The sequence below is a fragment of the Methanosarcina sp. 2.H.A.1B.4 genome (genome assembly GCF_000979385.1).
Classification (GTDB): domain Archaea; phylum Halobacteriota; class Methanosarcinia; order Methanosarcinales; family Methanosarcinaceae; genus Methanosarcina.
The window spans coordinates 46,761-73,113 of record NZ_JJOV01000056.1 but is presented as its reverse complement, the minus strand read 5'-3'; the positions used below and the strand labels follow the sequence as shown (position 1 = coordinate 73,113).

The following is a 26,353-nucleotide window of genomic DNA, read 5'->3' as shown; positions in this document are numbered from 1 at the left end:
CAGATGACTAAAGCAAAAGTATTCATAAACGGAGAGCTCGTCGGGACTCATGACAACCCTGCAGAACTCGCAGAAGAGCTCAGAAAGATGAGGCGGCAGGGGCTCATATCCAAGCAGGTCAACATAGCTCTTAATGACAACACCAGGGAAATAATTATAAACTCCGATATGGGCAGGGCAAGAAGACCTCTCGTGGTTGTAGAAAAGGGAGTCCTGAAGGTAAATGATGAGCACGTACAGAAACTGAAGAACAAAGAAATCACCTTTGATGACCTCGTAAAAGAAGGTTGTGTGGAGTATCTGGACGCAGAAGAGGAAGAAAATGCTTACATTGCACTCTATGAGTCCGACATTACCTCCAAGCACACCCATATGGAAATAGACCCTGAACTTATACTTGGCATCTGTACCGGAATGGTTCCCTATCCGGAACACAACGCTTCCCCGCGTAACACCATGGGTGCAGCCATGATCAAGCAGTGCATCGGAGTATCCACAGCAAACCAGAAACTCAGACCGGATACCCGTGCCCACGTCCTGCACTACCCGCAGAGGGCGATGACAAGGACAAGGACTTCCCTGTCAATCGGTTTTGATGACAGGCCTGCAGGCCAGAACTTCGTGGTTGCAATCCTGTCATACGAAGGGTATAACATTGAAGACGCTCTGATTTTCAACAAGGGTTCAATCGAGAGAGGACTTGGTAGAAGCCATTTCCTCAGGACCTTTGAAGGGGAAGAAAGGAGATATCCTGGTGGGCAGGAAGACAAGTTCGAGATCCCTGACTCCGAATACCGTGGAGCACGCAGCGCTGATGCGTATGCAAATCTTGACATAGACGGGCTTGTAAACCCTGAGACCCCCGTAGGTCCCAACGATGTGCTTATAGGAAAGACAAGTCCTCCGAGATTCCTGGAAGAGCCTTCTGACTTCGGGATTGCAGTTGAGCAGAGGAGAGAAAGCTCTGTTACCATGCGGTCCAACGAAACAGGGATTGCGGACACGGTAATTCTTACAGAATCCATTAACGGAACCCGCCTTGCAAAGGTAAAGGTAAGGGACGAGAGGATTCCGGACATCGGAGACAAGTTCGCTTCCAGGCACGGGCAAAAAGGAGTTATTGGCTTAAAAGTCCCGATTGCAGACATGCCGTTTACGGCATCAGGCCTTACTCCGGACCTGATGATTAACCCGCACGCAATTCCTTCACGTATGACTGTAGGTCACGTTCTGGAAATGATTGGTGGAAAAGTAGGTTCCATGGAAGGCAGACGAGTGAATGCAACAGCCTTCTCAGGAGAAAAGGAAGACGACCTTAGAGAAGCCCTGAAAAAGCACGGCTTTGCTCACACAGGAAAAGAGATTTTCTACGATGGAGCAACAGGCAGGATGGTCCCTGCAGATGTCTTCGTTGGTGTGATCCTTTACCAGAAACTGCACCACATGGTTACCTCCAAAATGCATGCAAGGTCCCGTGGACCTGTACAGGTGCTCACCCGCCAGCCGACCGAAGGTCGAGCAAGAGAAGGTGGTCTAAGGTTCGGTGAAATGGAGCGTGACGTACTGGTAGGGCACGGCGCTGCCATGTCCTTAAAAGAAAGATTGCTGGACGAGTCTGACAAAGTGGTGGAACTTGTCTGCTCGCACTGTGGAATGATTGCAACGTTCGACAAGCAGCGGAAAGTCTCTTTCTGTTCAGCCTGCGGTGCTGACACGGATATATACCCCGTTGAGATGAGCTACGCGTTCAAACTATTACTTGATGAGATTAAGTCCCTCGGGGTTGCTCCCAGGCTCAATCTTGAAGATGCTGTATAAGGTGAGGTGGACATATGGCAAACGTACCTCCTATTCCAAAAAGAATCGCTTCTATCAAATTCGGCTTATTGTCCCCGAAAGAGATCCGTAAGATGAGCTCAACGCCCATCATTACGGCCGACACTTACGATGACGACGGATTTCCAATTGACATGGGGCTTATGGACACGAAACTCGGGGTTATTGACCCCGGGCTTCGCTGCAAGACATGCTCCGGCAGGGCAGGCGAATGTCCCGGGCACTTCGGGCACATTGAACTTGTTGCCCCTGTTGTCCACGTTGGCTTTAACAAAGTAATCCGAAAACTCCTCAGGGCAACCTGCAGAAAATGCAGCAAAATTCTGCTGGACCCGACCCAGAAACAGAAGTTTCTGGATCAACTCGTTGCAGTTGAAGAAATCGGGCACATGCCTGATGACCTCATTAATGAGGCATATAAAGAAGCCAGCAAGGTAAAGACCTGCCCCTACTGTAATGAAGAACAGCTCGATATCAAATTCGAAAAGCCCACCGAATACCTGGAAAACGGAGAGAAGCTGACCCCTACCGAGATTAGGGACCGCTTTGAAAACATCCCGGACGAGGACATAAGGGTTGTCGGGATGGACCCGAAGAATGCAAGGCCAGAGTGGATGATCCTTACAGTCCTGCCTGTGCCTCCTGTTACGGTGCGCCCTTCGATCACTCTGGAATCCGGGCAGCGCAGTGAAGACGACCTGACCCACAAGCTGGTAGACATTATAAGGATCAACCAGAGATTCCAGGAAAACAGGGAAGCAGGAGCTCCACAGCTTATCATTGAGGACCTGTGGGAGCTTCTTCAATACCACGCCACCACATTCTTTGACAACTCGGTTTCAGGAATACCCCCTGCAAGACACAGATCAGGCAGACCTCTTAAGACTCTTTCCCAGCGTTTAAAAGGTAAAGAAGGAAGGTTCAGGGGAAGTCTGTCAGGTAAGCGTGTTAACTTCTCTGCCCGTACCGTTATATCTCCTGACCCGAACCTGAGCATAAATGAAGTCGGTGTCCCCATGCCCATTGCACGGATTCTGACAATGCCAGCAGTGGTGACCCAGAGGAACATCGAACATCTCAAGGTCTATGTAAGGAACGGCGAAGACATTCACCCCGGAGCAAACTATGTGCTCAGGTCCGACGGCAGGCGCATAAAAGTAACCAATATGAACAAGGACGACCTTGCCGATAAACTGGAATTCGGCTGGGTTGTGGAACGACAGTTAAAAGACGGCGACATCGTGCTCTTCAACAGGCAGCCTTCTCTGCACAAGATGAGTATCATGGCCCATTCTGTAAAGGTTCTGCCTAACAAAACTTTCAGGCTGAACCCTGCAGTCTGTCCTCCTTACAACGCTGACTTTGACGGGGACGAAATGAACATGCATGCCCTCCAGACCGAAGAGTCAAGGGCCGAGGCAAAGATCCTCATGCAGGTTCAGGAAAACATCCTATCTCCACGTTTCGGAGGTCCCATTATCGGTGGGATTCACGACCACATTTCAGGACTTTTCCTTCTGACCCGTTTTGAAAACCATATTACCAGTTACGAGGCTTACGACCTTCTTAGGAAGAGCCGTGCACGCAACCTGCCTGAACCGACAGGCCACGACGAGGACGGGAAACCTTACTGGACAGGAAAACAGATTTTCAGCCAGATCCTGCCTGAAGGCCTTAATATGGAGTTCACAGCCCAGGTCTGCGCACACTGTGATACCTGTAAGAAAGGGGAATGCCAGAACGATGCCTATGTGGTAATTCGGAACAGTGAACTCCTTATGGGTACGATAGACGAAGCGGCCATAGGGGCATTCAAAGGAAGAGTTCAGGACCGTATTATCAAGGAAATAGGTCCCGAAGCTGGGTGCAAGTTTATAGATGATATGACCAAGCTTGCAATCCGGGCGATTATGAGGACAGGCCTGAGTTTCGGGATAGCTGACGAAGATATTCCGAAAGAAGCCAGAATCCAGATCAATGAGGTTCTCGCTAAAGCTGAAGAAGCCGTGCAGAACCTTATCAAATCATATCAGAATAAAGAGCTTGAACCCCTCCCCGGAAGAACCCTTGATGAAACAATTGAAATGAGCATCATGCAGAAGCTCGGAAAGGCCAGAGACGAGACCGGTGGAATTGCAGACAGCCACATGGGGCTTGAAAATTCAGCAGTTATCATGGCGCGTTCAGGAGCAAGAGGTTCAATCCTGAACCTTACCCAGATGGCAGCCTGTGTTGGCCAGCAGGCAGTGCGTGGAGAGCGCATTCGCAGAGGATACTCAGGCAGGACTCTGACCCACTTCCAGGAAGGTGACCTGGGATCAGATGCCCACGGGTTCGTCAAGGCAAGTTACAAGAGCGGGTTAAACCCGACAGAGTATTTCTTCCACGCAATCGGTGGTAGAGAAGGTCTTGTGGACACTGCGGTCAGGACATCACAGTCAGGGTACCTGCAGAGGAGACTTGTCAATGCTCTCCAGGACCTGGAAGTCCAGTATGACCTCACGGTAAGGGATACCAGAGGTGTGCTTGTGCAGTTCAAGTACGGAGAAGATGGGATTAACCCAACAAAAAGCGACTTCAGCAAACCCGAGACCATCCACAGGATTGTCCGTTCCGTAATAAACAAGAAGGTGGCATGATGAGTATTAGCGAAGCTACCATAGACAGCATGATAAAAGATCTGCCTTTTCCTTCTAACATATTAAGTGCCCTGAGGGAAGATGTTCTCAAAGCCGGGGTAAGCAAGAAGGAAATGGAAGAGATCATAGAAAAGGCAATGGAAGAATATGAGGTCTCATGTATCGAACCCTGTGACGCTGCAGGTGTGGTTGCAGCCCAGTCCATAGGGGAACCAGGTACTCAGATGACCATGCGTACCTTCCACTACGCCGGTGTGGCCGAGATTAACGTTACTCTCGGTCTGCCTCGTCTGATCGAAATCGTAGATGCCCGAAAAATTCCGAGCACTCCGATGATGACAATCGCCCTTTCCAAAGATAATCCTGAAGATTACGCTTATCACAGGGAAAAAACAAGAGCCCTTGCCTGGGAAATTGAAGCGACAAAAATCGATCATATCGCTGACGTGACCACTGACCTTTCCCAGATGAAGCTTATAATAGACCTGCACGAAAAAGCAATGGAAGGCAGGAATATTACAATAGACCAGGTGAAAGAGAAGTTCAACGAAGAACTGAACGTGCTGGTCAACATCTCTCCTGACATAGATAACCAGATTGTTATCACCCCGGGAGAGCCTTCTTACAGAGAGCTGCTCCAGCTTGCAAAAAGCATCCACAATGTAACTCTCAAAGGTATAGAAGGGATCAAGCGAGTGGTGGTCAGAAAGGAAGGTGAAGAGTACACCCTCTATACAGAAGGCTCAGCTCTGCGTGACGTACTTCAGTTTGAAGGAGTGGACAGGACCCGAACCAGCACAAACAACATTAATGAAATCTATGAAGTGCTGGGAGTCGAGGCTGCAAGAAATGCAATTATCAAGGAAGCCACAGATACCCTGCGTGAACAGGGTCTTACCGTGGATATCCGGCATATTATGCTTGTAGCAGACATCATGACCTGCGACGGGGAAGTAAAACAGATCGGTAGACACGGAATTTCAGGTGAAAAAGCCAGTGTATTTGCCCGTGCAGCTTTCGAAGTTACTGTCAATCACCTTCTGGATGCAGGAATGCGGGGAGATGTGGACAAGTTGGAGGGTGTCACAGAAAATATCATTGTCGGTCAGCCTATTCGCATGGGCACCGGAGATGTGCACCTTGTAAGCAGAAAGACGGGAAGAATTGAAGCTGAGGAAATCGAAGCCGAAGAAGAATGAAGTTATGCCGGGAAAAACTCCGGGTTTAACCTATAATTATTTAAATATATAACCTGATAGAAGACCAAGTTCAGATCAGGTATACATTACCTTAATAGACTTCATCAAATCCTGCTGCAGAAACTTGAGTCCGCGAGGCTCATAACCAGAAAATTGATATAAGGCATCAGGTATTTAGAGTACCATATACTCACCACGCTTGGAATCTTTATTTAGAAAGAGATAGAGTAGATGAGCTAATTTGAGACAGAGTTGATGAAAATGAAGATCAATGTTGATAAATCTCTTATCAAGGCTGTGAAAACAGGAAAAGTAATAGTTGGAGCCAATCGGACCATGGATGCAGCAGCAGACGGCTCTGCAAAAATGGTGGTCCTGGCATCAAACTGCCCCGAAGACGTTAAAATGAAAATACAGGCAACAAATGTTCCGATCCTGGAATACGGTGGCACAAGTGTAGAACTCGGGCCCGTATGCGGAAAGCCCTTCACGATTGCAGCCATGGCAATCCTCGATGCAGGAGAATCGGATATCCTGGCAGCTACAGCTTGATAAAAAGGAGTTGCAACGTCTTGGGTGAAATAAGACTTACTGCAGAAAGCATCCAGTACATTGCATTGTTTGAAAACATGACCCGAGCCAAAATACTTGACTGTATTCCGGAAGAGGAAAGGCTCGTTTATGTTGTAAAGCAGGGTGATATGGGGCTTGCAATAGGCAAAAACGGAGAGAGTATAAACCGTGTTAAAAAAGCCCTGGACAAACCTATTGAGCTTGTGGAATATTCAGAGGATCCTATAACTTTTATAAAGAATGCCTTCGGACCGGTATCCGTAAGTTCAGTAAATCTTACAACCAAAAATGGCAAGCGATTAGCTTATGTAGAGGTACCCAATAAAGAGAAGGGGCTTGCCATCGGTCGCAACGGCAAGAACATAGAGAAAGTGAAGATGCTTGCCCGTCGTCACCACACTATAGAAGATGTGATCCTGCAGTAATATCCCACTAATTTACGTTGATCCATTAATCCGGCGTTGAAGGACAATTCTGGCATTTAATGCCACAATAGGAAACTGTGATCAATTTTTAACAGGAGAAATTTACAATGGCTAAAGGAAAATATGCAGCTAATATACTCAAACAAACCAGGAAAGATGCCCGCTGGAAAGATAACTACTACTGCAGGCGTGTTCTTGGTCTGAACGTGAAAGCTGACCCTCTTGGTGGCGCACCGCAGGGTCGGGGTATAGTATTAGAGAAGGTAGGAGTTGAAGCAAAACAGCCGAACTCCGCAATCCGAAAATGTGTAAGGATCCAGCTCATTAAAAATGGGCGTCAGGTAACCGCATTCTGTCCTGGAGACGGTGCAGTAAACTTCATTGATGAACACGATGAAGTTACCGTGGAAAGGATCGGAGGCCGTATGGGTGGTGCTATGGGTGATATTCCCGGCGTACGTTTTAAGGTAATTGCCGTAAACAACGTGTCTCTGAACCAGCTGGTTATTGGCAGATTGGAAAAACCCAGGAGATGATTTTTGTGTACAAAATTTTCGGCAAATGGGACCCAACAGAAGTTGAAGTAAGAGACTTTGGAATTAAGCGTTACGTCAGCCTTACTCCTGTAATCGTCCCCCACAGCAGCGGAAAGCATGCAAGGCAGCAGTTTAACAAATCCGAAATTTCCATTGTTGAACGCCTGGCAAACAACCTGATGAGGACTGAAATCAACAGCGGAAAGAAACAGGTAACCCTCCGTGCAGTTGAGGAAGCTCTGGACATTATAAACAAGAAGACCCAGCAGAACCCTATCCAGGTTCTCGTGGAAGCCATTTCAAATGCCGGCCCCAGAGAAGAAGTGGTCAGGCTGAAGTACGGCGGCATCTCCGTTCCAAAAGCAGTTGATACTGCACCCCAGAGACGTGTGGACACTGCTCTGCGGTACATCAGCATGGGAACAAAGGCCGCATCTTTCAAATCCAGACGCACAGTCGCAGAATGCCTGGCAACCGAAATCATAGGCGCTGCAAACCGCGATACGAAATCCTTCTCTATCAACAGAAAGGATGCAAAGGAAAGAGTTGCAAAGGCAGCACGCTAATCAATTTTGCGGGTTGCACCGATTTAAAAATACATTTTATAACTAAATTATATTTTTTTAAAAGGTATCAGCATGGGACGAAGGAAGAAAATGGTCGAGCGCGTAACGACGCTCATGAATGAACCAGAGAAAATCCGAAATATCGGTATCGTTGCGCACATTGACCACGGAAAAACCACATTATCGGACAACCTGTTAGCAGGCGCCGGCATGATTTCAAAGGAACTTGCCGGAAGACAGTTGTTCATGGACTCCGATGAAGAGGAACAGGCAAGAGGTATTACAATTGATGCCTCGAACGTTTCCATGGTTCACACTTACGACAATGAAGACTACCTGATCAATCTGATTGACACTCCCGGGCACGTTGACTTTGGTGGAGACGTTACCCGTGCCATGAGAGCCGTAGACGGTGCAGTTGTGGTCGTGGACGCAGTCGAAGGTACGATGCCCCAGACCGAAACCGTGCTCAGGCAGGCCCTCAGGGAACACGTCAGGCCCGTGCTTTTTGTCAACAAGGTAGACAGATTAATCAATGAGCTGCAGGTTGATTCTCAGGAAATGCAGGTTCGCCTTGGCAAAGTAATTGACCACGTGAACAAGCTCATCAAGAACATGAATCCGGAGAAGTTCAAGGCAGGCTGGAAAGTAGATGCAGCAGCCGGAACTGTCGCATTCGGTTCAGCTCTTTATAACTGGGCAATCAGTGTGCCTATGATGCAGAGGACCGGGATTTCATTCAAGGAAGTCTATGACTACTGTAAGGCCGAAGACATGAAGGCTCTGGCAGAAAAGTGTCCTCTTCACTCAACTGTCCTTGATATGGTCATCAGGTACCTGCCAAACCCTCTTGAAGCCCAGAAGGGAAGGGTACCTGCTATCTGGCACGGAGATGCTAACTCTGAAATTGGCAAATCCATGGCTGCTGCAGATGCAGCCGGTGACCTTGCTTTCATGGTAACGGACATTTCCATAGACCCTCATGCAGGAGAAGTCGCAACCGGAAGGCTGTTCAGTGGATCTTTTACTCGTGGAATGGAAGTTTACACCTCCGGGACTGCAAAAAAGAGCAGAGTCCAGCAGGTAGGTATCTTCATGGGCCCCGAAAGGCTCGAAGTGGAGAAAATCCCTGCAGGAAACATTGCTGCAGTTACGGGCTTAAAAGATGCAATCGTAGGGTCTACAGTTACAACCCTTGATGGCATGACACCTTTTGAAAGCATCAGGCACGTAAGCGAACCTGTGGTGACTGTGGCTGTAGAAGCCAAGCACACCAAGGACCTTCCCAAACTGGTCGAAGTCCTCAGGCAGGTCGCAAAGGAAGACCCGACTCTCCAGATCACCCTGGACGAGGAAACCGGGGAACACCTGATGGCCGGGATGGGAGAACTTCACCTGGAAGTCATTGCCCACAGGATCGAAAGGGACAAGAATGTGGAAATTACCACAAGTAAGCCTATTGTGGTCTACAGGGAAACCATCAGAAGAAAGATCGAACCTGTGGAAGGAAAGTCCCCTAACAGGCACAACAGGTTCTATATTTATGTGGAACCCCTTGACACTGCAATTGTCGATCTGATCAAGTCCGGTGACATCAGCATGAACATGCCCGAGCTTGAGCGCAGGCAGAAACTCATGGAACTCGGCATGAGTAAAGAAGAAGCAAAAGGCATTACTGGGATCCTCAATTCCAACATCTTTATAGATGTTACCAAGGGTATCCAGTATCTGAACGAGACAATGGAACTGGTGCTTGACGGGTTTGAAGAAGTCATGAAAGCAGGTCCTCTCACAAGAGAACCCGTGGCAAACATGAAGTGCGTGCTTGTAGATGCAAAACTTCACGAAGACGCAATTCACAGAGGTCCGGCCCAGGTCATCCCCGCATCAAGGCAGGCCATCCAGGCAGGGATGCTTATGGCAGAAGACAGCCTTCTCGAACCTTATCAGAAGGTCTTTATCCAGGTGCCCCAGCTCACAATGGGCGGTGCAACAAAGGAAATTCAGGGCCGCCGTGGAATTATCCTTAACATGTCCACAGAAGGAGACCTGGCAATTATCGAAGCCAGAGTGCCTGTGGCCGAGATGTTTGGATTTGCAGGAGAGATCAGGTCAGCAACCGAAGGACGTGCTATGTGGAGTACTGAATTCGGAGGCTTTGATATCGTACCAACCAGCATCCAGACTGAAGTAGTAGGTCAGATCAGAGAGAGGAAGGGTCTCAAGAAAGAACTTCCGAAATCTGCTGATTACCTTTCAATGTAAGCGGAATTTATTCCGCTTTTCCTTAATATTTTAAAAGTAATACCTATTTCCTTTGGAATGAAGAAAAAAGATCTCGACTGACCTGGAAGGGAAAAGAATCCCTATCGGTTCGAGGATAAGGCCAATCGGAAAGCTTTAAGTCAAGGTATACCTATATTGGGGAAAATAGTCCAGGCCGCTGGATATTCATACAGTACCAGTTCAAGGAAAAAGGCCGGAAAAAGGGAAACTGACAATATTGATTTAACAAAATAATATAGGAAGTGGATGAATCAATATTGAGATTTGCCCTAATCTTAATATAGTAAATATTTGATATACGAATTAAACTCATCCAGAATTACAGGAGAATTATAAATATGGCAGCAGAAAAACCACACATGAATTTAGCAGTGATTGGTCACATTGACCACGGAAAGTCAACTTTCGTAGGACGCTTAATGTACGATGCAGGGGCTGTAGCTCCACACATCATTGACAAGTTTAGAGAAGAAGCAAAGCAGAAGGGTAAGGAATCCTTTGCCTTCGCCTGGGTTATGGACTCTCTTAAGGAAGAGCGTGAAAGAGGTATCACAATTGACATCGCTCACAAGAGATTCGACACAGACAAATTCTACTTCACAGTCGTAGACTGCCCTGGCCACCGTGACTTCGTAAAGAACATGATCACAGGTGCTTCCCAGGCTGACGCTGCAGTTCTCGTCGTTGCAGCCCCTGATGGTGTCATGGCCCAGACCAAGGAACACATCTTCCTTTCCAGGACCCTCGGTATCAGCCAGCTTATTGTTGCAATCAACAAGATGGATGCAGTAGAATACAGCGAAGCCAGGTACAAGGAAGTTATCGAGCAGGTATCCGGTATCCTTAAAATGATCGGGTTCAAGCCAAGCGAAATCCCCTTCATCCCAACCTCCGCATTCCATGGCGACAACATCATCAAAAGCAGTGCAAACACTCCCTGGTATAAGGGTCCCTCCATCATGGATGCCCTCAACAACCTCAAAGAGCCTGAAAAGCCATCCACTCTCCCTCTCAGGATCCCTGTGGAAGACGCATACACCATCTCCGGTATCGGAACTGTGCCTGTAGGCAGAGTAGAAACCGGTGTCATGAAGAAAGGTGACAAGGTCGTTTTCATGCCCGGAGGTATAACCGGTGAAGTTAAGTCCATTGAAATGCACCACGAAGAAATTCCACAGGCATTCCCTGGAGACAACATCGGATGGAACGTCCGCGGTATCGGCAAGAACGACGTCCGCAGAGGAGACGTTTGTGGCCCTGTTGACAACCCACCAAAGGTTGCTGAAGAGTTTGTAGGACAGGTAGTGGTCCTCCAGCACCCCTCCGCAATTACTGCAGGTTACACCCCTGTATTCCACTCCCACACCACTCAGGTCGCATGCCAGCTGATTTCACTTGACAAGAAGCTGGACCCGAAGAGTGGTCAGGTTAAGGAAGAAAACCCGACCTTCCTTAAGGCCGGAGACGCAGCAATCGTTACCATCAGACCAACAAAGCCGATGGTTATCGAGCCCGTAAAAGAAATTCCACAGCTCGGCAGGTTCGCTATCCGTGATATGGGTATGACAATTGCCGCCGGTATGTGCATGAGTGTTAAGCAGAAATAACACTCTCCTTTTTTCATTTTGTAAGGAGAAAAAAGGTTATGCAAAAAGCTAGAATAAGATTGTCAGGCATCAGTCCCAAGGATCTGGATGGAGTCTGTAACCAGGTAAAGTTAATTGCAGAAAGGACAGGAGTAAGCATTTCAGGGCCTGTTCCGCTTCCAACAAAGAAGCTTGTAGTTCCCACAAGAAAAAGCCCCAGCGGGGATGGAACTGCAACCTGGGACCACTGGGAAATGCGCGTACACAAGAGGCTCATCGACATCGCAGCCGATGAAAGAGCACTCCGTCAGCTCATGAGAATCCAGGTTCCCAAAGACATAAACATCGAGATTGTACTCGAAGGATAAATGCAAAAAAAGACAGGTTACAGAAATCTTCTGTATCCGGTCTTGCAAATTCCTTTTAACTTCGTTATTTCAGAATATTTACTCATCCACTTTTTGAGAATTTACCGGCAGCTGCCTGCTTCAGGGATTTTCAGTCCGCCGGAATATTCTGCAAATCTGTTCTGTCTTTTGTTCTACGCTTTTACTTCAGATTTTTAACTTCACCTTTCACTTTCAACTTGACTTCAGATTTTTATTTCAGATTTTTAACTTCAATTTCTTCTGCGAACCCTGCTTAAAAGCGATTCTCTGCGGTGTAGGTAATAGTTTTTGTGCCATTTGCAGAAACCGTCACTCTGAACTCAATGGTAAAAGCATCAGTTTTTCGGTACTCGTCTGAAGTTTCCAGGATTTCCCATTCTCCGTAGAGATGTTCCACGACAATCACGTCCTGAGGTTCGGACTTGCTGTTGTTAATTTGTATCTCGTAGCTGACTCTCTCTACGTTATCACTTATGCGCTGGTAATCGGTCTGGTTTCGTGTGACTGTAAGGTCGAAGGCCGAACCGATAGTCAGTTTGAGTTCCTCGCCCAGAGGAGTATGCCCTATACTGTCTTCACCCAGGAACTGGAGTTCACCTGCAGAGTCGGTTTTATAAACTCTTACGACACCTGCCGGAAGAGGCATACCAGGCCCGGTTTCCTTTGAGTTTTCAAAGGTAAGGAAAATTCGGACTCTCTTACTCAGAGAACTATCATAGATGAGCTCCTTTTCCACAGGCACGGAGTCTATAGAAAAAAGTGATATCTGCTTTTCCTGATTATTTTTCAGAGTTGCCAGCCTGTCAAGGGTATAGAGATGATATTCGGAAATGGACTCTTCGGTAAAGGATGGCACTGATTCTTCAGCTACAGCTCCTTCGGCACGTTCTGGCAGAGGCCGTACAGGGGGAGACGCACGGTTTAGTTCTCCGGAGACAAGTTTCAGGGCGGCATTTTCATAGGTAATCCCTGCCCTGTTGTCAATATTAGCCCAGCCCCTGATATCAGCTTCAGTGTCATCGGCATTACTTTTCAGGACATAATTTGCTTTCCAGCTTAGACCTTCTGTCAGGTAGGACGTAAGGAGTTTGCGCGTTCCCGAAACAGGGGAATAAATCTGCCAGATAATAGTCGGTTTTGTTGAAAGTTCTGAAGCGTTCTGCAGTTCTATCTTAGAGATATCTTGAAGCACTATAACTTCACCTGATTCAGTTTCCAGGACGACACTCCCGCCCTCAGAGCTGAGCAGCCTGCCTGTGTAGACATCACCGTTTGTGCCCGTTACGGTTATCTCCCTGCCAAGGTACTTTTCAAGTAACCCGGAACTGCTCGCAAGGTCATATTCATAGTTCTGTTCAAGCACAGTCACCTCCCCACCCTCAGGGTCTTCGACCATAACCGATGCAGGGATTATTTCGGAAGCAATGTCCGTATATTCCACCCTGTTGGTCCCGCTTTCAAGCTCTATATCTCGCCTTTCTTTTACAAGGGCAAGCCCCTGTTCATAAATTGTAAGATCCAGATTCCCTCCGGCTTCAACTGCTCCTGAAGCCAGAATTCCCGGAGGATCTGCGGCTGGAATTTCCTCCGAAATTCCCGGATCTGATCCGGTTTGATTTTTTTCACTGCCGGACACATTTGCCTGAGCAATGCCTTCAGATTGCAGAGGCATATAGGCTGAAAAAAGTAATAAAAACCCTGTAAGCCCTGTAATAATCCATAAAAAGTATTTCTTCACTCCCATAGTATAATCATTGGGGGTTCGGATTTATATAGATATGATTTTATAGAAAAACTATAGAAGATTGACTGAAAAGAGCAGAAAAACGAATTTCTTAAACTGACTCTTGAAAAAAGCAAATTATAAAGTAAGAGGTCAAAAAGTGATAGAATAAGAGGGCTAGAAGCCCCCTTAAATAATTATTCATATTTTTCCTTTAAGCCGGAGTCCGGAATATTTTCACGCATTTCATTACGGCTCAATATCTGTGTCCCACTGTGAAAGAGACTTTTTTCGAACCGTCTGCAGGCACGGTCACTTCCCATTCGGCAGTGTAAGCATCCGTCTTTTCATAAGTATCGGAACTGGCGGTAATCTCCCAGTCTCCGTAGAAATGTTCCACGATCCTGATTTTCTGTGCTTCAGGCTTATGGTTATTTAATTCAATCTCATAGCTTTCCCGCCATACATTAGTGCCTACCTTTTTGTAGTCGGTCTGGGTTCTGGTGCCGGTTACATCAAAAGCGCTTCCGACAACAACTTTGACTTCCTCATCTTTTGGGGTGTGGTCTATACTGTCTTCCCCGAGGAACTGGAGCTGCCCTTCGGAATCAGCTTTGTATACCCTCAAAACTCCGGCAGGGAGAGGCATTCCAAGGCCTTTTTCTTTTGAGTTATTCAGGTTCAGGACTACTTGCACCTTATCACTTTTTGAAACATCAAAGATAAGTTCCTTTTCCACGGGCACGGAATCCGCAGAGAGCAGGGAGAGCTGCTTGACCTGTTTATCTTTCAGGGTAGCCGGCCTTTCAAGGGTATAGAGATGATACTCAAAAAGGGACTCTTCAACAAAGCCTCCCTCTGACATATCTTGTGCTGCTTCTTCTGCAACCTCATTCTCATAACGACTCGGCTGCGGTACAGCTATACGGTGAACTTCACCTGCAACGAGCTTCAATTTGGCATCCTCATAGGTGGTCCCTGCCCCATTGTCGACACTGACCCAGCCCTGGATATCAGCCTTTGTATCATCTGCATTCGTCTTTACGATGTAGTCTGCTCTCCAGCTCATGCCGTCCGTAAGATAGGAAGTAAGGACATCCCGGCTGCCTGCTACAGGAGAATAGACCTGCCAGACCAGAGTGGGTTTTGTAAGCAAGTTTGCAGAGTCAGGGAATTCCACTCTTGAGACCTCGGAAAGAGTTACAACCTTCCCATCACTTAACCTGAGCACTATCCCGCCGTCATAGCTGAGAAGAATTCCTGTATATGTATTTCCTTCTTTTTCGGTTACAGTAATCTCCTTGTCCAGGAATTTTCCCAGAAGCTTCTGACTGCTCACAAGATCATACTCATAGTTCTGTTCAAGCACAGCAGTATTTTTGTTCTTTGTGTCCTCAAACATTACAGAAGTCGGGTCAATGAGAGCAGCAACATCCGTATACTCAACCCTGTTGACCCCGATCTTTAAATCGAGTTCCCTGCGTTCTTTTACAAGGGCAAGGTTGTCATTATAAACCGTAACCTCGGTAGCTGCATCTGTCGCCGCAGCCCCTGCCGTAAGCAACTCCAGAGGATTTGAAGGTTTGATACTGGATATTGCACTGGAAGAGGATTCAATACCATTAGCAGCGATTTCATGCTCATCAACCTGAACCGTGACTTCAGCAGCTCCAGGGTATCCAAGCGCTGCAGCTGTGGCTACAACCCCGATAAAAGCCAGAAAAATCCATAGATAACTTTTTCTTGTTCTCATAACAGTAAAATAAGCAACTGTGTTATATATATGTGACTTTGACTACGGATTCATTCGAAGTCATCCCTCTAAACCCCTAACTTTTCGAAGCTATAAGGTGCAAGAAGTCCCTCAGAACACTGGAAATTAAATAATCCCTCCGGATTTAATAAAAATAAGTCTGAGAACAGTTATAATAATATATACCAGTACAGCGTATAGAATTTACGACAGATGCCCGATAAGCCCGAAAAAACTAAAGGACTTGTTTTCATGAAAACTATTGAGACCCTTAAAGTAAAAAACCGGATAAAACTCTCAAATTTTATCTCCGGTCTTATACTTATCCTATTTTTTGCAGTAACTATACTTCCAGTTTCAGCTTCTGGAATCGAAGCAAGCAGGGAGATTTCTGCAGGAACGGTTTATGCAGGCGGAACTTTCACAGTAACCGTGCACATACAGACAGACCAGTATATTGAAGCTCCTACCCTTGATGAAAACCTTCCTGAGGGATTGTCCATAAGCATAGTTGAAAATGCCGGGGCTACGTTCCAGAATACCGACACTTTCAAAGAGTCTACCCTAGAATGGATCTGGGTCGAGAGCCTTCAGGCAGGCGGAGAAAAAACTGTTGTGTACAGGGTTACAGTGCCTTCAACTGCTGAACCTGGAAATTTCACAATTTCGGGTAATGTTTCTGCGTATTCCATCTCCGCTGTTCCTGTTACAGGAGATTCGGAAATAATAATCACATACCCTCCTCCTGAAGCTAAATTTTCCGCAAGCCCCCTCTCCGGCACCGCGCCTCTTACAGTCCAGTTCACGGACTTGTGTACAGGCAACCCGGATTCCTGGAAATGGGACTTTGATGGAAACGGAAGCATTGACTCTTCAGAGAAAAATCCGGCATGGACCTATGAAACCCCGGGTACCTATACCGTCACCCTCAGGGCAGCTAACACTACCTACGGAAATGATACTGAGACAAAAGAAGGTTACATCCTGGTTATGGAGAAAACCGCGTCTTCCGTAGGAAGCAGTGGAAGAAGCACTGGAGGAGGGGGCGGAGGGGGAGGTGGAGGCTCTCCGGAATCAAGCAGAAACATAGAGCTCAAGGAGCTTTCAAATGAGCAGGTCTTCAAAGGAGTCCACGCCTGCTATACCTTCAGAGGAGAAACAAACGAAATAGTTGCTGTGGAGTTTGACCCGAAAAAGAACTTCGGCAAAACAACCACAATTGTGGAGATGCTAAAGAACACGTCCGCAATAGTGAAAGAGCCTGCCCCCGGAACCGTTTATAAGAACCTGAATATCTGGGTCGGAAACAGCGGTTTTTCAAGCTCCGAAAACCTTGAAAACGCCCGGATAAGCTTCAGAGTAAAACGGACCTGGCTTTCCGAAAACGACATAAGTGAAAACACAATGACCCTTTACCGGCACAATGAAAATACGTGGAACGCGCTGCCCACAACTTTGACCGGAGAAGATGAAGATTTCTTCTACTTTACAGCAGAAACCCCGGGATTTTCGCCTTTTGCGATTGCAAGCCCTGAAAAGAATACAAAACGGATTGAAATCACCCCTATTAGAAATAAAGAAAGTAATCTCATGAGCACAGGAGAAATATCCGAAGAAGAAAGTGAAGAAAATCTGGCTTCGGATAACGAAAAAGAAGATAAAGATACTCCGGGAACTGGAGTTTCATTTACGGCAGCCGGGCTTCTGGCATCATACGCAGCCATGAAGAAAAAGAAAGAAAGCCGCAAGTGAAACGACCAGGGACACCTGTAAGAAACTAACAGATAGAAATGACCAGCGAAGCAGTACGAAACCAACAAAAACAAACGAACAAACAAACGAACAAACAAACAAACAAACAAACAAACAAATAAAGTGGATGGCCAGACAAGCTGGCGTAGGCATCCTATAATAGACGAATTAAAAAGCTGCTCCCGGAGCCAGGAGAAATATTTTCCAGTCCGGGAGGAGATTCTACTAATATCAAATATATCCGCACATATCAAATATATCCGCACTTCTCAAGCCAGGTAAGGGACCTTATCCATTCCCCTTTCGGCTCCCTTGAAGTGCCAACGACAAGCCGCTTCATATCCCCGAATTCTTCAACCACGCCGCGGGCTTCTATGATCTCCCCTGGGAGAGCCTGGCCTGCATAGGTGTGGGTATAGGAGAGCACATGGTCGATTTCGTCGTGTTCTACTTTATAGAAAGAAGGACTATCAAAGGCAAAGTCAGCGTTTTTGACCTCGGCTTCGATTTTCATTTTGACCGTATCTTTTCCCCGCTGGAGAGGCTCTTTAATCTGGTCCCATTCCCGCACGAAAAGGAGGTCGAAATACGTGCCCTCAACCATGCCGCGGTTGCCTTTCCTGGACTCGTGAAGCATGAATTCGTCAAAAGAAATCTCAGGGATTCTTTTCCTGTAGATCCTCTGCCACATGTCTTCATCGATTTCTTCGATAGGTCCCTCCTGCTTTTTTGCGGCAGTTATGGCGTCCCTTGCCCTGAACCACATAGGACCGTAGACAACAAAATCGACATCCGAGCTCTCATTCTGCAGGCCTGCAAGCATTGAACCCGTAACTCCCATACTTGTCCGGGGAATTCCTGCCATATCAAGCACCTTTACGATTGCCCTTACACGGCTGTCAGAATTCACAAGTTCCGGGATGCAGTCAGAGGGACGAAGCACCTGCTTTACCTCGGACTCCGGGACAACGTGCACGTCCTGCACCCATTCAGGCCTGTTTTGCGTCATGAATTCGAAAGCCGGACCAAAATCGTATTTTTTGTACCGTTTCCCGTTTAATTCTCTCTCCCCGTTTTCATCAGGAACATAACGGAGTGTAGATCTTATCCCATCGTTACGGAAATAGTCAGAAACCGCAAAAAGCCAGTCATCGTTTGTAAGAAGAAAATCTCTGAGGCGTGTTTTAAGCATTTTATATCATCCCTGGAGCCTGTGAAGAGTACTCGAATTTAACTGAACTTAACTGCCGCCGATCGACCTTCAGTTAAGAATGACTTAATAATGACTTTATAATAACTTAATAATGACCTTAATAATGACCTTAATAATGACTTTATAATAACTTAATAATGACCTTAATAGCGGCCTTAAAAATGACAGATTAATAACACTTTAACTGCCATTATTTAAAAATAAACAGCAGGATAAAATGTATTGTACCATTCATGTATTTAACTGTCAGTATTTAAATTCTTAATTAATGGGTAAGAAAATGGAGTAATATATACCTGGAGTAATATATACTGAAGGAGTAAAAATAAAGGAACTGAAAATTATCGAAAAAATAAACGGAATAAACTGCATGTGCAGAAAAATCCGAGGTAATATTTTTGAGAAATGATCCGAGTGCAGAAGCGCTTGAAGCCTGGATTATCCGGCTAAGGCGAGAATTTCACCGATACCCCGAACTCAGTTTCAAAGAATATGAAACCCAGAAGCGAATCCTGAAAATCCTTGGAGAACTGGGAATAGAAGCCAGGAAGATTGCGGATACTGGCGTGCTTGCAAGCATCCGGGGCACAATGCCCGGCCCCTGCATTGCCCTGAGGACGGATACTGACGGCCTGCAGGTCCAGGAAGAACTCACAGAAAGAAACGAGGATTATATTTCCGGAAACGATGGAGTAATGCATGCCTGTGGACACGATGGTCACATGGCAATGCTTTTTGGGGCTGCACGGCTCTTTTTAGAAAACAGAGACTTTCCAGGGGAAGTCCGCCTGATCTTCCAGCCTGCAGAAGAGATCCCTCCAGGCGGCTCGGAGAGGGTTATTGCCGAAGGAGGGCTAAAAGGCGTGGATGCAGTTATGGGTATGCACATCTTTACCAACCATGAATCCGGAAGCGTGGGTTTTCGCCCTGGACCTTTTATGGCAAGCACAAACCGTTTTGAAATCACCCTTAAAGGGAAAGGGGGCCATATCTCAAAACCGGAAAGCTGCATTGACCCTGTCAGGATGGCAACGGACTTCATAAGCAGCATCTATCCAGCCCTCGAAAAACGGCTTGAACCGGACAAATATGTCCTGGGGGTAGGAAGAATCCAGGGAGGAGCCCAGTTCAACAGGACTCCTGACAGTGTAGAGATTCTGGGAAGCTATCGGACATTTGACAGCGAGACTACAGAAATTATCGATATGACGATAAGAGAGTGCCTTGATAGGGTAAAGGAAAGATACGCAAAACCCGGGGAAGAGTTTACAGGGCTTCCGGATTACACACTTGACATCCTGCACGGGTATCCGGTCCTGGTAAATGACCCTGATTTCACAGGTGCGGTTAACTTAAAACTTCAGGAAAGTTTCCCTGAGCTTACAGTCTATCCTGAAATGGAAAAGACCTTTGCTGCCGAAGACTTTGCAAGCTATCTGCAAATGGTGCCAGGCATCTTCATTTCACTCGGCACCCGAAACCAGGAAAAAGGAATCGTGGAGATCAACCATTCATGCACGTTCGATATTGATGAAAAAATCCTGTTTACAGGTACGGAAATTTTCTACACAATTTCCCTGGACTTCCTGAAGCATCCGGAAAAATATATTGACCTTCAAAAATATAATGGCCCTCGGGAGTATCTCGAAAAAGCCTGAAATTGGAAAAAACCTGAAATCCTGGAGGAGCAGGTAAGAAAGAGCAGGTAAGAAAGAGCAGGTAAGAAAGAGCAGGTAAGAAAGAGCAGGTAAGAAAGAGCAGGTAAGAAAGAGCAGATAAACACAGGACGCTGTTCATTTCAATCTAAGGAGATAAAACATGATAATCCAGAAGTATGATGATTCAAGACAGGAAGAAGTTCGCGACGTCGTCCTGGAAGTCCTGCTTGAACACGGCTTTGAGTACGACAGGCTTAAAGATTCTGACCTGAAGGACATTAACGGTTACTATTTTGCAAAAGGAGGCACCTTTTTTGTAGGCCTGGACAACGATAAGGTGGTGGGTACTGCAGGGGTCCGTAAACTCAATGGAAACCTCTGCGAAATCAGGCGCATCTACCTTAAAAAGGGCTTCAGGGGAAAAGGTAATGGAGAAAAACTTTTTCTGGCTGCTATGGATTTTGCCGAGAAAAACTGTTCGGGGGCCGTGCTTAAAACCGATTCAACCCTTAAAAAAGCGAGAGGCATGTATCTCAAGCACGGTTTTACTTTCGTAAAAGAGGAAGAAGGATACCTGTACTATGAGAAACGGTTTTAACAGAAACGGTTTTAACAAAAACGGTTTTAACAGAAACGGTTTTTTTATCAACCGTTTTACAGAAACCATTTTTTTATCAACCGTTTTACAGAAACCATTTTTTTTATCAACCGTTTTACAGAAACCATTTTACTTAAGAAATTGAGTTTTATTTTCCCGGGAAACTGCAGGTTCCGCCCTCTCTTTTCTCAAGAGCCTGAAGATATTCAAGCACAGCAAGTACAAAAGCTGAGTGAGACCAGGCAAGCGGCAGGACTGAAATGGATCTGCCTTTATCGTCCACCTGTTCTGACATAAGGCCTGTGGGGTGAGTATGAGCTGCGCACCACTCCAGAAGCTCAAGGGCTCTTTCCAGGTTTCCGGTTGCGGAGTGCCACTGAGACAGCCAGAGAGTACAGATAATCCAGCTGTTCATGTAGCCGTAGTAACTGTCATGGAGATATCGGGCGATTCCGCCTGAGGGGCGCAGAAGTTCACGTTCGATGGCTTCCATTGTCCGGACAACCTTCGGGTCATCTGGCGGGAGGAGCCCGAAATACCAGACCGCAAACACCGAGGAATCAAGAGTAGGGTCGTCGAGGGAACGCCGGAACCGCTTGAGTTTATTATCATAAAGCCTCTCGAGGATTGCCTGTTTAATGCGGTTTGCTGCTTCCCCCCAGACTTCTGCATTGTCATAATCTCCAAGGGAACGGGAGAGTTCACATGCCCCGTAGAGGCCGGCATAGACGGTGCATGCGCTGTAGGTATGCACACCTTTTCGCTCTTCCCAGAGGTCAAAGCTCGAAATGGGAAGCCCGGTTTCCCTGTCCAGGGCTTTTGTAAGGTAATTGGCTGCGGGAAGGACAAGCCCTCTGTAATACCTGCCTGTAGTCCAGACACTCCTTGCAAGCTCCCAGTTGTTGTAGAGGGCATAGAGGGGAAGCCCGGTTTCATCAATCTGGACCATGGGCACGGGATGCCAGGTGCTCCCGAAATCTCCTGCGGGGGTATACTTGTGAAGGAAGTTGCCTCTATGTGTGATTGTCCTGGAGAAAAACTCAAATATCTCCGTACTCAGGTGATGGTACCTCGCTCTGTCGAGCGCAAGGCAGACCCAGGCTGCGTCTCTGGGCCAGCAGTAGGAGTAGAGGTCTGCCCCAAACTGCTTGATATCCGAGTCACAGGACGCTATCACCGAACCTGTAATATCCATGTGGGCAACAACTGCAAGGAGGCTGCGGTAAAAGCACTTTGAGACTCTTTCCGGAAGTTGCGGCATCCAGGCAAACTCCGGAAGGACGGAAGCCCTCTCGACAAAAGAGTTCCAGAAATTGAAGCTGTGGTGGAAAAGAGCGCTTCTTCCTGCTGCCTTTACTCTTTTATGAATCTTGAGCACATTGCAGTACTTTTTTCCAAAAACGACCCAGAAATGAACCCTTGTTGACTCTCCGGCTTTCAGTTCAGGCAAGGTCCAGCCAAGAGTTGAATCTACAGAGCCGTGGGCTACGGGGTTTCCACTGAGACTTGCATCATCTTCCATGTCTTTCCAGGTGCCTTCAAGCCCTTTCCACTCCGCAGTCCCTACCGCATGCTGGTCAAAGGGAGGGTCACTCGCATGCAGGAAATAACGATCGCGCTTGTAATGGATAAGGGTCTGTTTATCAATTACAGCGGTTTCTCCGATCTTGTTTTCAAGGATCCGGTAGTTCTGGTTGGAAAAAAGACGCAGGTGCTTGGGAGAATTCGAGATATTTTTGATTTCATAGGTCCTGTAAAAAATGTTCACCGACGGATGGACAGCCTCCCAGACCGTAACCTGGAGCCCGAGCTCAGGGTTTTCGAATACTGTTTCCCCTATATTTGAAACAACTTCTCTGCAGATTTCAGGCGTATTTTCATTAGCCGCCTCTTCTTTTTCTGCCCCGGGCTCCTCCCGCGTTCCTGAGAGATCAAAAACCCTGCTACAGAAATTTTCTTTGAAATCTGATTTGTACCGCTGCCGGATCTTCCAGTTTTCAAGCCAGCTACAGTAAAGGGAGTCAAGGTCGCATACACCGACCCTTATAGAGTTCCCGTGATTCTCAAGCCCTACATATGGGAAATAGACATCCCTTATAGTCCCTTTCTCATCTTCACAAATCAGGATTTTTCCATTTCCGAAAATCAGCGGCCTAATTTAGGACACCTCCGACTCGATATTCTGCTATTTCGCATTCTATTCTGTACTCTTCTTAGATCAGGTTCTATCATGGGAAATCAAAACAAAAATGAAAAATCAAAGCAAACCGGTTGAACCATTTTTTAAATTCTGCTGGTGTTCTGGACATGCTCTGGGTTTAAGTTCGAAAAGTGCAGGATGTGTCTCAGATGACCAGAGAAATCGAATCTATTATTGAACTTAAGTCCTTATAAGAATTGAATATATCGCTGAAATATTTAAGGGGAAGAAAAGATCTGTGAGAATAACAACTTTATCCTTAAAATCTATCATCCTCAGGCGCGACAGAGTAAAATAGTTTGGATTCATAATATAAAGATAGAAAAAACATACATTTGCTGCATACGATTTTTATAAATATTGTGTGACCAGCCCGTTGAAATTAATTTAATTTCTTGTTAAAGATATATATAAAATTCATACGAAAGTTTATATTTAGTTGTGTTCTTGATAGTATGGCTTATAAAAACGAAGTCTTTAAAGAAAGTATCCACATACAAAAATGTGCGTGTCTACTATGGTTTACGTAAAAAAAATATGTCCCGTTTGCGGGAACGAATTCTTTGTCCTCAAGAGTGCCGAGGAAAAGGCAGTATACTGTACTCTGGCGTGCCTGACAACAGCTCAGGATAAGTTTGAACGCCGAGGCAAAGCCTTCCCGGGCTTTAGCTAAGCATTCTTATTTCAGACAAAAGAAGCAAAGAAACTGAAAGGGAAAACACCCGCAAGAAGGGAACGTTTTTCCGTCCTTATTTATTTTTAAAAGCTTTTATTTTCCAGCGACTTTTCTTGCGATCTGAGTTACATGTCTGCCCTGATAACGGGCCATTGCAAGTTCATTTTCTGAAGGCTGGCGGCTTCCGCCATGTCCGGCAATTGTTGAAGCTCCATATGGGCTGCCACCTGTAATTTCATCCATTCGTGTCTGCCTTTTTTCAGCATATGGAAGCCCTACAATTATCATTCCAAGGTGAAGCAAGGTAACATGAAATGTGAGGATTGTGGATTCCTGCCCCCCATGCTGAGTTCCACTGGAAGTAAAAACACTTCCTACCTTTCCCACAAAAGCATCCCGGCTCCACAGCCCTCCAACACCGTCAAGGACTGCACGCATCTGAGCTGCCATATTTCCGTAACGCGTAGGAGTTCCGAATATCAATGCATCGGCTCCAGCCAGTACATCTTCATGCATTTCCCGGTTCAGGACAGGGATATTGGCAAAAAGCTTTTTCGTTTCTATTGCCCCCATCTTTTCCAGGACTTTATCCGGAAGGGTTTCAGGCACCTGGTAAATCCCTACCTCAGCCCCTTCAACCTCCCTTGCTCCAGCAGCAACAGCTTCTGCCATCCTGTAGACGTGCCCGTACATACTGTAGAATATTATATTTACCTTAACCATTCGATCCCTCTGTCAAAACCAATTAAAGATATCACCAGACTGTTTGAATTCCAGATATCAAGCGTTTTTGTATTCCAAAATGTGCTTATATGATCCGTAAGTTCTGGAAAACTCCAAACTCCCCACTTAAAAAGAGTTTTCTGATAGATTATATAGCTTGTTAACAGAAGCTATAGCTTGTTAATAGAAGTCCGGGTCCTTTTCTTTGCTTTATGTTCCAGCTCCTCCGATCCCCCTGTTCAAACGGCACTACAGGAAATATGCTTTGATAATCTCTTCTTGAAAACTGTGAAGTATCAAAATAGTTATTAGGAGATATGCTGTATTAGCTGGGCATGCCCTCTCTTTCTATCGTAATGCCTTCCATGAATGAGGAAGAAACTATCCGTATTTGCATACAGAAAGCTCAGTCTATATTCAAAAAATATGGTATAGAGGGAGAAATAATCGTTGCTGACAATTCTTCGGATAAAACCGCTGAGATTGCAGCATCCATGGGTGCAAAGGTCATAGGCCCGATAAAAGGGTACGGGAATGCTTACCTCAAAGGGCTGGCTGAAGCGAAGGGTGATTATATTGCCATTGCCGATGCAGACAACACATATGACCTCCTTGAGCTGGATAAATTTCTGGACCCCCTTATGGCAGGAGACGCAGATTTCATAATGGGTTCCCGGCTTAAGGGTGAAATCAAAAAAGGAGCTATGCCCTGGCTGCACCAGTATATTGGCAACCCTATCCTGACCGGCATGCTCAATTTTCTGTTCAAAACAAAAATTTCGGATGCACACTGCGGGATGAGGGCTTTTACTAAAGAAGCCCTCGAAAAAATGGACCTTAAAACTCATGGCATGGAACTTGCGTCCGAAATGATAATTGAAGCTGCAAAAAGCGGACTGAGGATCAAAGAAGTTCCCATAACCTATTACTCACGCAAAGCCCCCTCCAAACTGCGCTCTTTCCAGGACGGCTGGAGACATGTCCGTTTCATGATGTTATACCGGCCAGCCCCTTTCCTTTATCTGCCCGGGGCTTTTGTGTTTATACTGGGTTTTCTCATAACGACTTCCCTTCTTCTCACGGGAAATGCTGCATATAACCGGCTGCACTCCTTTATTTTGGGCAGCGTGCTCTTAATCATTGGAGGGCAAATCCTTGCCACTGGCGGGTATATGAAAACCTATGGCCTGATCCACGGCATGTACAGGGATAACAGGAAAGGTAAGAAGTTGCTGAGCTACCATTCCCTTGAAAAAGAACTGCTTGGAGGCTCACTTATCCTGGGTTCAAGCCTTATTATCGGGCTGAAAGTCGCCTATACATGGGCCAGTTCAGGATATGGTTCCCTTGAAGAAATAGAATCCGCAGTTATTTCAATGGTGCTTGCAGCAGTTGGGCTCCAGCTGATCTTTTCTGCAATCTTTGTAAGCGTAATGCTCCTGGAAGTTGATACAGACTGGTAAGGTGATGCAATGAAAATAGCCTTCGTATACGATGCTGTATATCCCTGGATCAAAGGGGGTGCAGAAATGCGCATTCATGAACTGGGGATGCGGCTTTCTTCAAAGGGGCACGATGTGCACCTTTGCTAAGGAGTGAATTGAATGTACACTAATTCGTCCTTAATTTAAATTTAAAGATTTAGTTCCCTAATTTGGAACCGATGCACTAGTGTCGCGTCAATCCTCAAGGATTAAATGATTCAGAATAGTTGTAATCGATTATATCCGACATTTTACTGCTGATGCGACCCTAGTTTCTTCTGATTGTGTTATTTTTTTCTGCTGCATATTCTATCTCCCGGCACTTATCGAAGCATAAATGCAGCCAGAGTCTATCCGAATAGTCTGAATAGTATAACTTATATATACATCGAAACTTATTAACCAGAAAACCTATGTAAACGTCTTAAACCAGCTCGTGCAATCTGAGCTGATTTACTTTGACTAATCTACTAACAACTCTTCAAGCTTACTATTTCAAGCTTATTAAGACTCAATTCATTGTCAGGACTTTATTTCG

20 protein-coding genes are annotated in these 26,353 nt (G+C 46.2%); 15 read left to right on the top strand and 5 right to left on the bottom strand.

Annotated features, from left to right (window positions below):
* Positions 1–3: 3 nt before the first annotated feature.
* From rpoB to rpsJ, 10 genes are all read left to right on the top strand, one after another.
* Entirely contained in the window at positions 4–1,818 is a 1,815-nt protein-coding gene (rpoB, locus tag EO92_RS09190) for a DNA-directed RNA polymerase subunit B (protein ID WP_048171068.1), read from the top strand.
* 14 nt (positions 1,819–1,832) lie between these two features.
* Positions 1,833–4,475 (top strand): DNA-directed RNA polymerase subunit A', encoded by a 2,643-nt coding sequence (locus EO92_RS09185; RefSeq protein WP_048171066.1) that lies wholly within the window; start codon positions 1,833–1,835, stop codon positions 4,473–4,475.
* Positions 4,472–5,674 (top strand): DNA-directed RNA polymerase subunit A'', encoded by a 1,203-nt coding sequence (gene rpoA2, locus EO92_RS09180; protein WP_369793135.1) that lies wholly within the window; start codon positions 4,472–4,474, stop codon positions 5,672–5,674. The genes EO92_RS09185 and rpoA2 overlap by 4 nt, the downstream gene beginning before the upstream one ends.
* 255 nt (positions 5,675–5,929) lie before the next feature.
* The gene (locus EO92_RS09175) at positions 5,930–6,226 is read left to right on the top strand and encodes a 50S ribosomal protein L30e (protein WP_082106093.1); all 297 of its coding nucleotides are present in this window, start codon (positions 5,930–5,932) and stop codon (positions 6,224–6,226) included.
* A gap of 20 nt (positions 6,227–6,246) precedes the next feature.
* Positions 6,247–6,672 (top strand): NusA-like transcription termination signal-binding factor, encoded by a 426-nt coding sequence (locus EO92_RS09170; protein ID WP_048171063.1) that lies wholly within the window; start codon positions 6,247–6,249, stop codon positions 6,670–6,672.
* Positions 6,673–6,779: 107 nt separating this feature from the next.
* On the top strand, positions 6,780–7,208 hold the full coding sequence (locus EO92_RS09165; protein WP_048136451.1) for a 30S ribosomal protein S12: 429 nt from the start codon (positions 6,780–6,782) through the stop codon (positions 7,206–7,208).
* Positions 7,205–7,774, top strand: coding sequence for a 30S ribosomal protein S7 (locus EO92_RS09160; protein ID WP_048171061.1), 570 nt, complete (start codon positions 7,205–7,207; stop codon positions 7,772–7,774). Before EO92_RS09165 ends, EO92_RS09160 begins: the two co-directional genes overlap by 4 nt.
* A gap of 72 nt (positions 7,775–7,846) precedes the next feature.
* Positions 7,847–10,039: an elongation factor EF-2 gene (locus EO92_RS09155; RefSeq protein WP_048171059.1), complete on the top strand. Its 2,193-nt coding sequence runs from the start codon at positions 7,847–7,849 to the stop codon at positions 10,037–10,039.
* Between the two features lie 359 nt (positions 10,040–10,398).
* A complete protein-coding gene (gene tuf, locus EO92_RS09150) occupies positions 10,399–11,667 on the top strand; it encodes a translation elongation factor EF-1 subunit alpha (protein ID WP_048171058.1) in 1,269 nt (422 codons plus the stop codon).
* A gap of 38 nt (positions 11,668–11,705) precedes the next feature.
* Positions 11,706–12,014, top strand: coding sequence for a 30S ribosomal protein S10 (gene rpsJ, locus EO92_RS09145; RefSeq protein ID WP_048136447.1), 309 nt, complete (start codon positions 11,706–11,708; stop codon positions 12,012–12,014).
* Positions 12,015–12,288: 274 nt separating this feature from the next.
* Here the strand turns inward: rpsJ and EO92_RS09135 are convergent, their stop codons facing one another.
* Positions 12,289–13,779 (bottom strand): DUF4139 domain-containing protein, encoded by a 1,491-nt coding sequence (locus EO92_RS09135; protein WP_052734320.1) that lies wholly within the window; start codon positions 13,777–13,779, stop codon positions 12,289–12,291.
* A 235-nt stretch (positions 13,780–14,014) separates the two neighbouring features.
* Positions 14,015–15,511 carry a DUF4139 domain-containing protein gene (locus tag EO92_RS09130; RefSeq protein WP_048171054.1) on the bottom strand — a complete coding sequence of 499 codons (1,497 nt, stop codon included), beginning with the start codon at positions 15,509–15,511 and terminating at the stop codon, positions 14,015–14,017.
* Positions 15,512–15,763: 252 nt separating this feature from the next.
* Here EO92_RS09130 and EO92_RS09125 point away from each other — a divergent pair, with 252 nt between their 5' ends.
* The gene (locus EO92_RS09125; protein WP_048171117.1) at positions 15,764–17,263 is read left to right on the top strand and encodes a PGF-pre-PGF domain-containing protein; all 1,500 of its coding nucleotides are present in this window, start codon (positions 15,764–15,766) and stop codon (positions 17,261–17,263) included.
* Between the two features lie 250 nt (positions 17,264–17,513).
* Here EO92_RS09125 and EO92_RS09120 read toward each other — a convergent pair whose 3' ends face one another.
* Positions 17,514–18,455, bottom strand: coding sequence for a nucleotidyltransferase domain-containing protein (locus tag EO92_RS09120; protein WP_048171052.1), 942 nt, complete (start codon positions 18,453–18,455; stop codon positions 17,514–17,516).
* A 419-nt stretch (positions 18,456–18,874) separates the two neighbouring features.
* Here EO92_RS09120 and EO92_RS09115 point away from each other — a divergent pair, with 419 nt between their 5' ends.
* Positions 18,875–20,134, top strand: a complete 1,260-nt coding sequence (locus EO92_RS09115) for a M20 family metallopeptidase (RefSeq protein WP_048171050.1) — start codon at positions 18,875–18,877, stop codon at positions 20,132–20,134.
* 160 nt (positions 20,135–20,294) lie between these two features.
* Entirely contained in the window at positions 20,295–20,732 is a 438-nt protein-coding gene (locus EO92_RS09110) for a GNAT family N-acetyltransferase (RefSeq protein WP_048171048.1), read from the top strand.
* A gap of 148 nt (positions 20,733–20,880) precedes the next feature.
* Here EO92_RS09110 and EO92_RS09105 read toward each other — a convergent pair whose 3' ends face one another.
* The gene (locus EO92_RS09105) at positions 20,881–22,500 is read right to left on the bottom strand and encodes a glycoside hydrolase family 15 protein (protein WP_235283267.1); all 1,620 of its coding nucleotides are present in this window, start codon (positions 22,498–22,500) and stop codon (positions 20,881–20,883) included.
* Between the two features lie 940 nt (positions 22,501–23,440).
* On the opposite strand from EO92_RS09105, the gene EO92_RS17710 reads away from it, so the two are divergent.
* Entirely contained in the window at positions 23,441–23,605 is a 165-nt protein-coding gene (locus EO92_RS17710) for a hypothetical protein (RefSeq protein ID WP_156165771.1), read from the top strand.
* A gap of 96 nt (positions 23,606–23,701) precedes the next feature.
* Here EO92_RS17710 and wrbA read toward each other — a convergent pair whose 3' ends face one another.
* On the bottom strand, positions 23,702–24,331 hold the full coding sequence (wrbA, locus tag EO92_RS09100; RefSeq protein WP_048171045.1) for an NAD(P)H:quinone oxidoreductase type IV: 630 nt from the start codon (positions 24,329–24,331) through the stop codon (positions 23,702–23,704).
* 335 nt (positions 24,332–24,666) lie between these two features.
* On the opposite strand from wrbA, the gene EO92_RS09095 reads away from it, so the two are divergent.
* The gene (locus EO92_RS09095) at positions 24,667–25,794 is read left to right on the top strand and encodes a glycosyltransferase family 2 protein (protein WP_048171042.1); all 1,128 of its coding nucleotides are present in this window, start codon (positions 24,667–24,669) and stop codon (positions 25,792–25,794) included.
* Positions 25,795–26,353 lie beyond the last annotated feature (559 nt).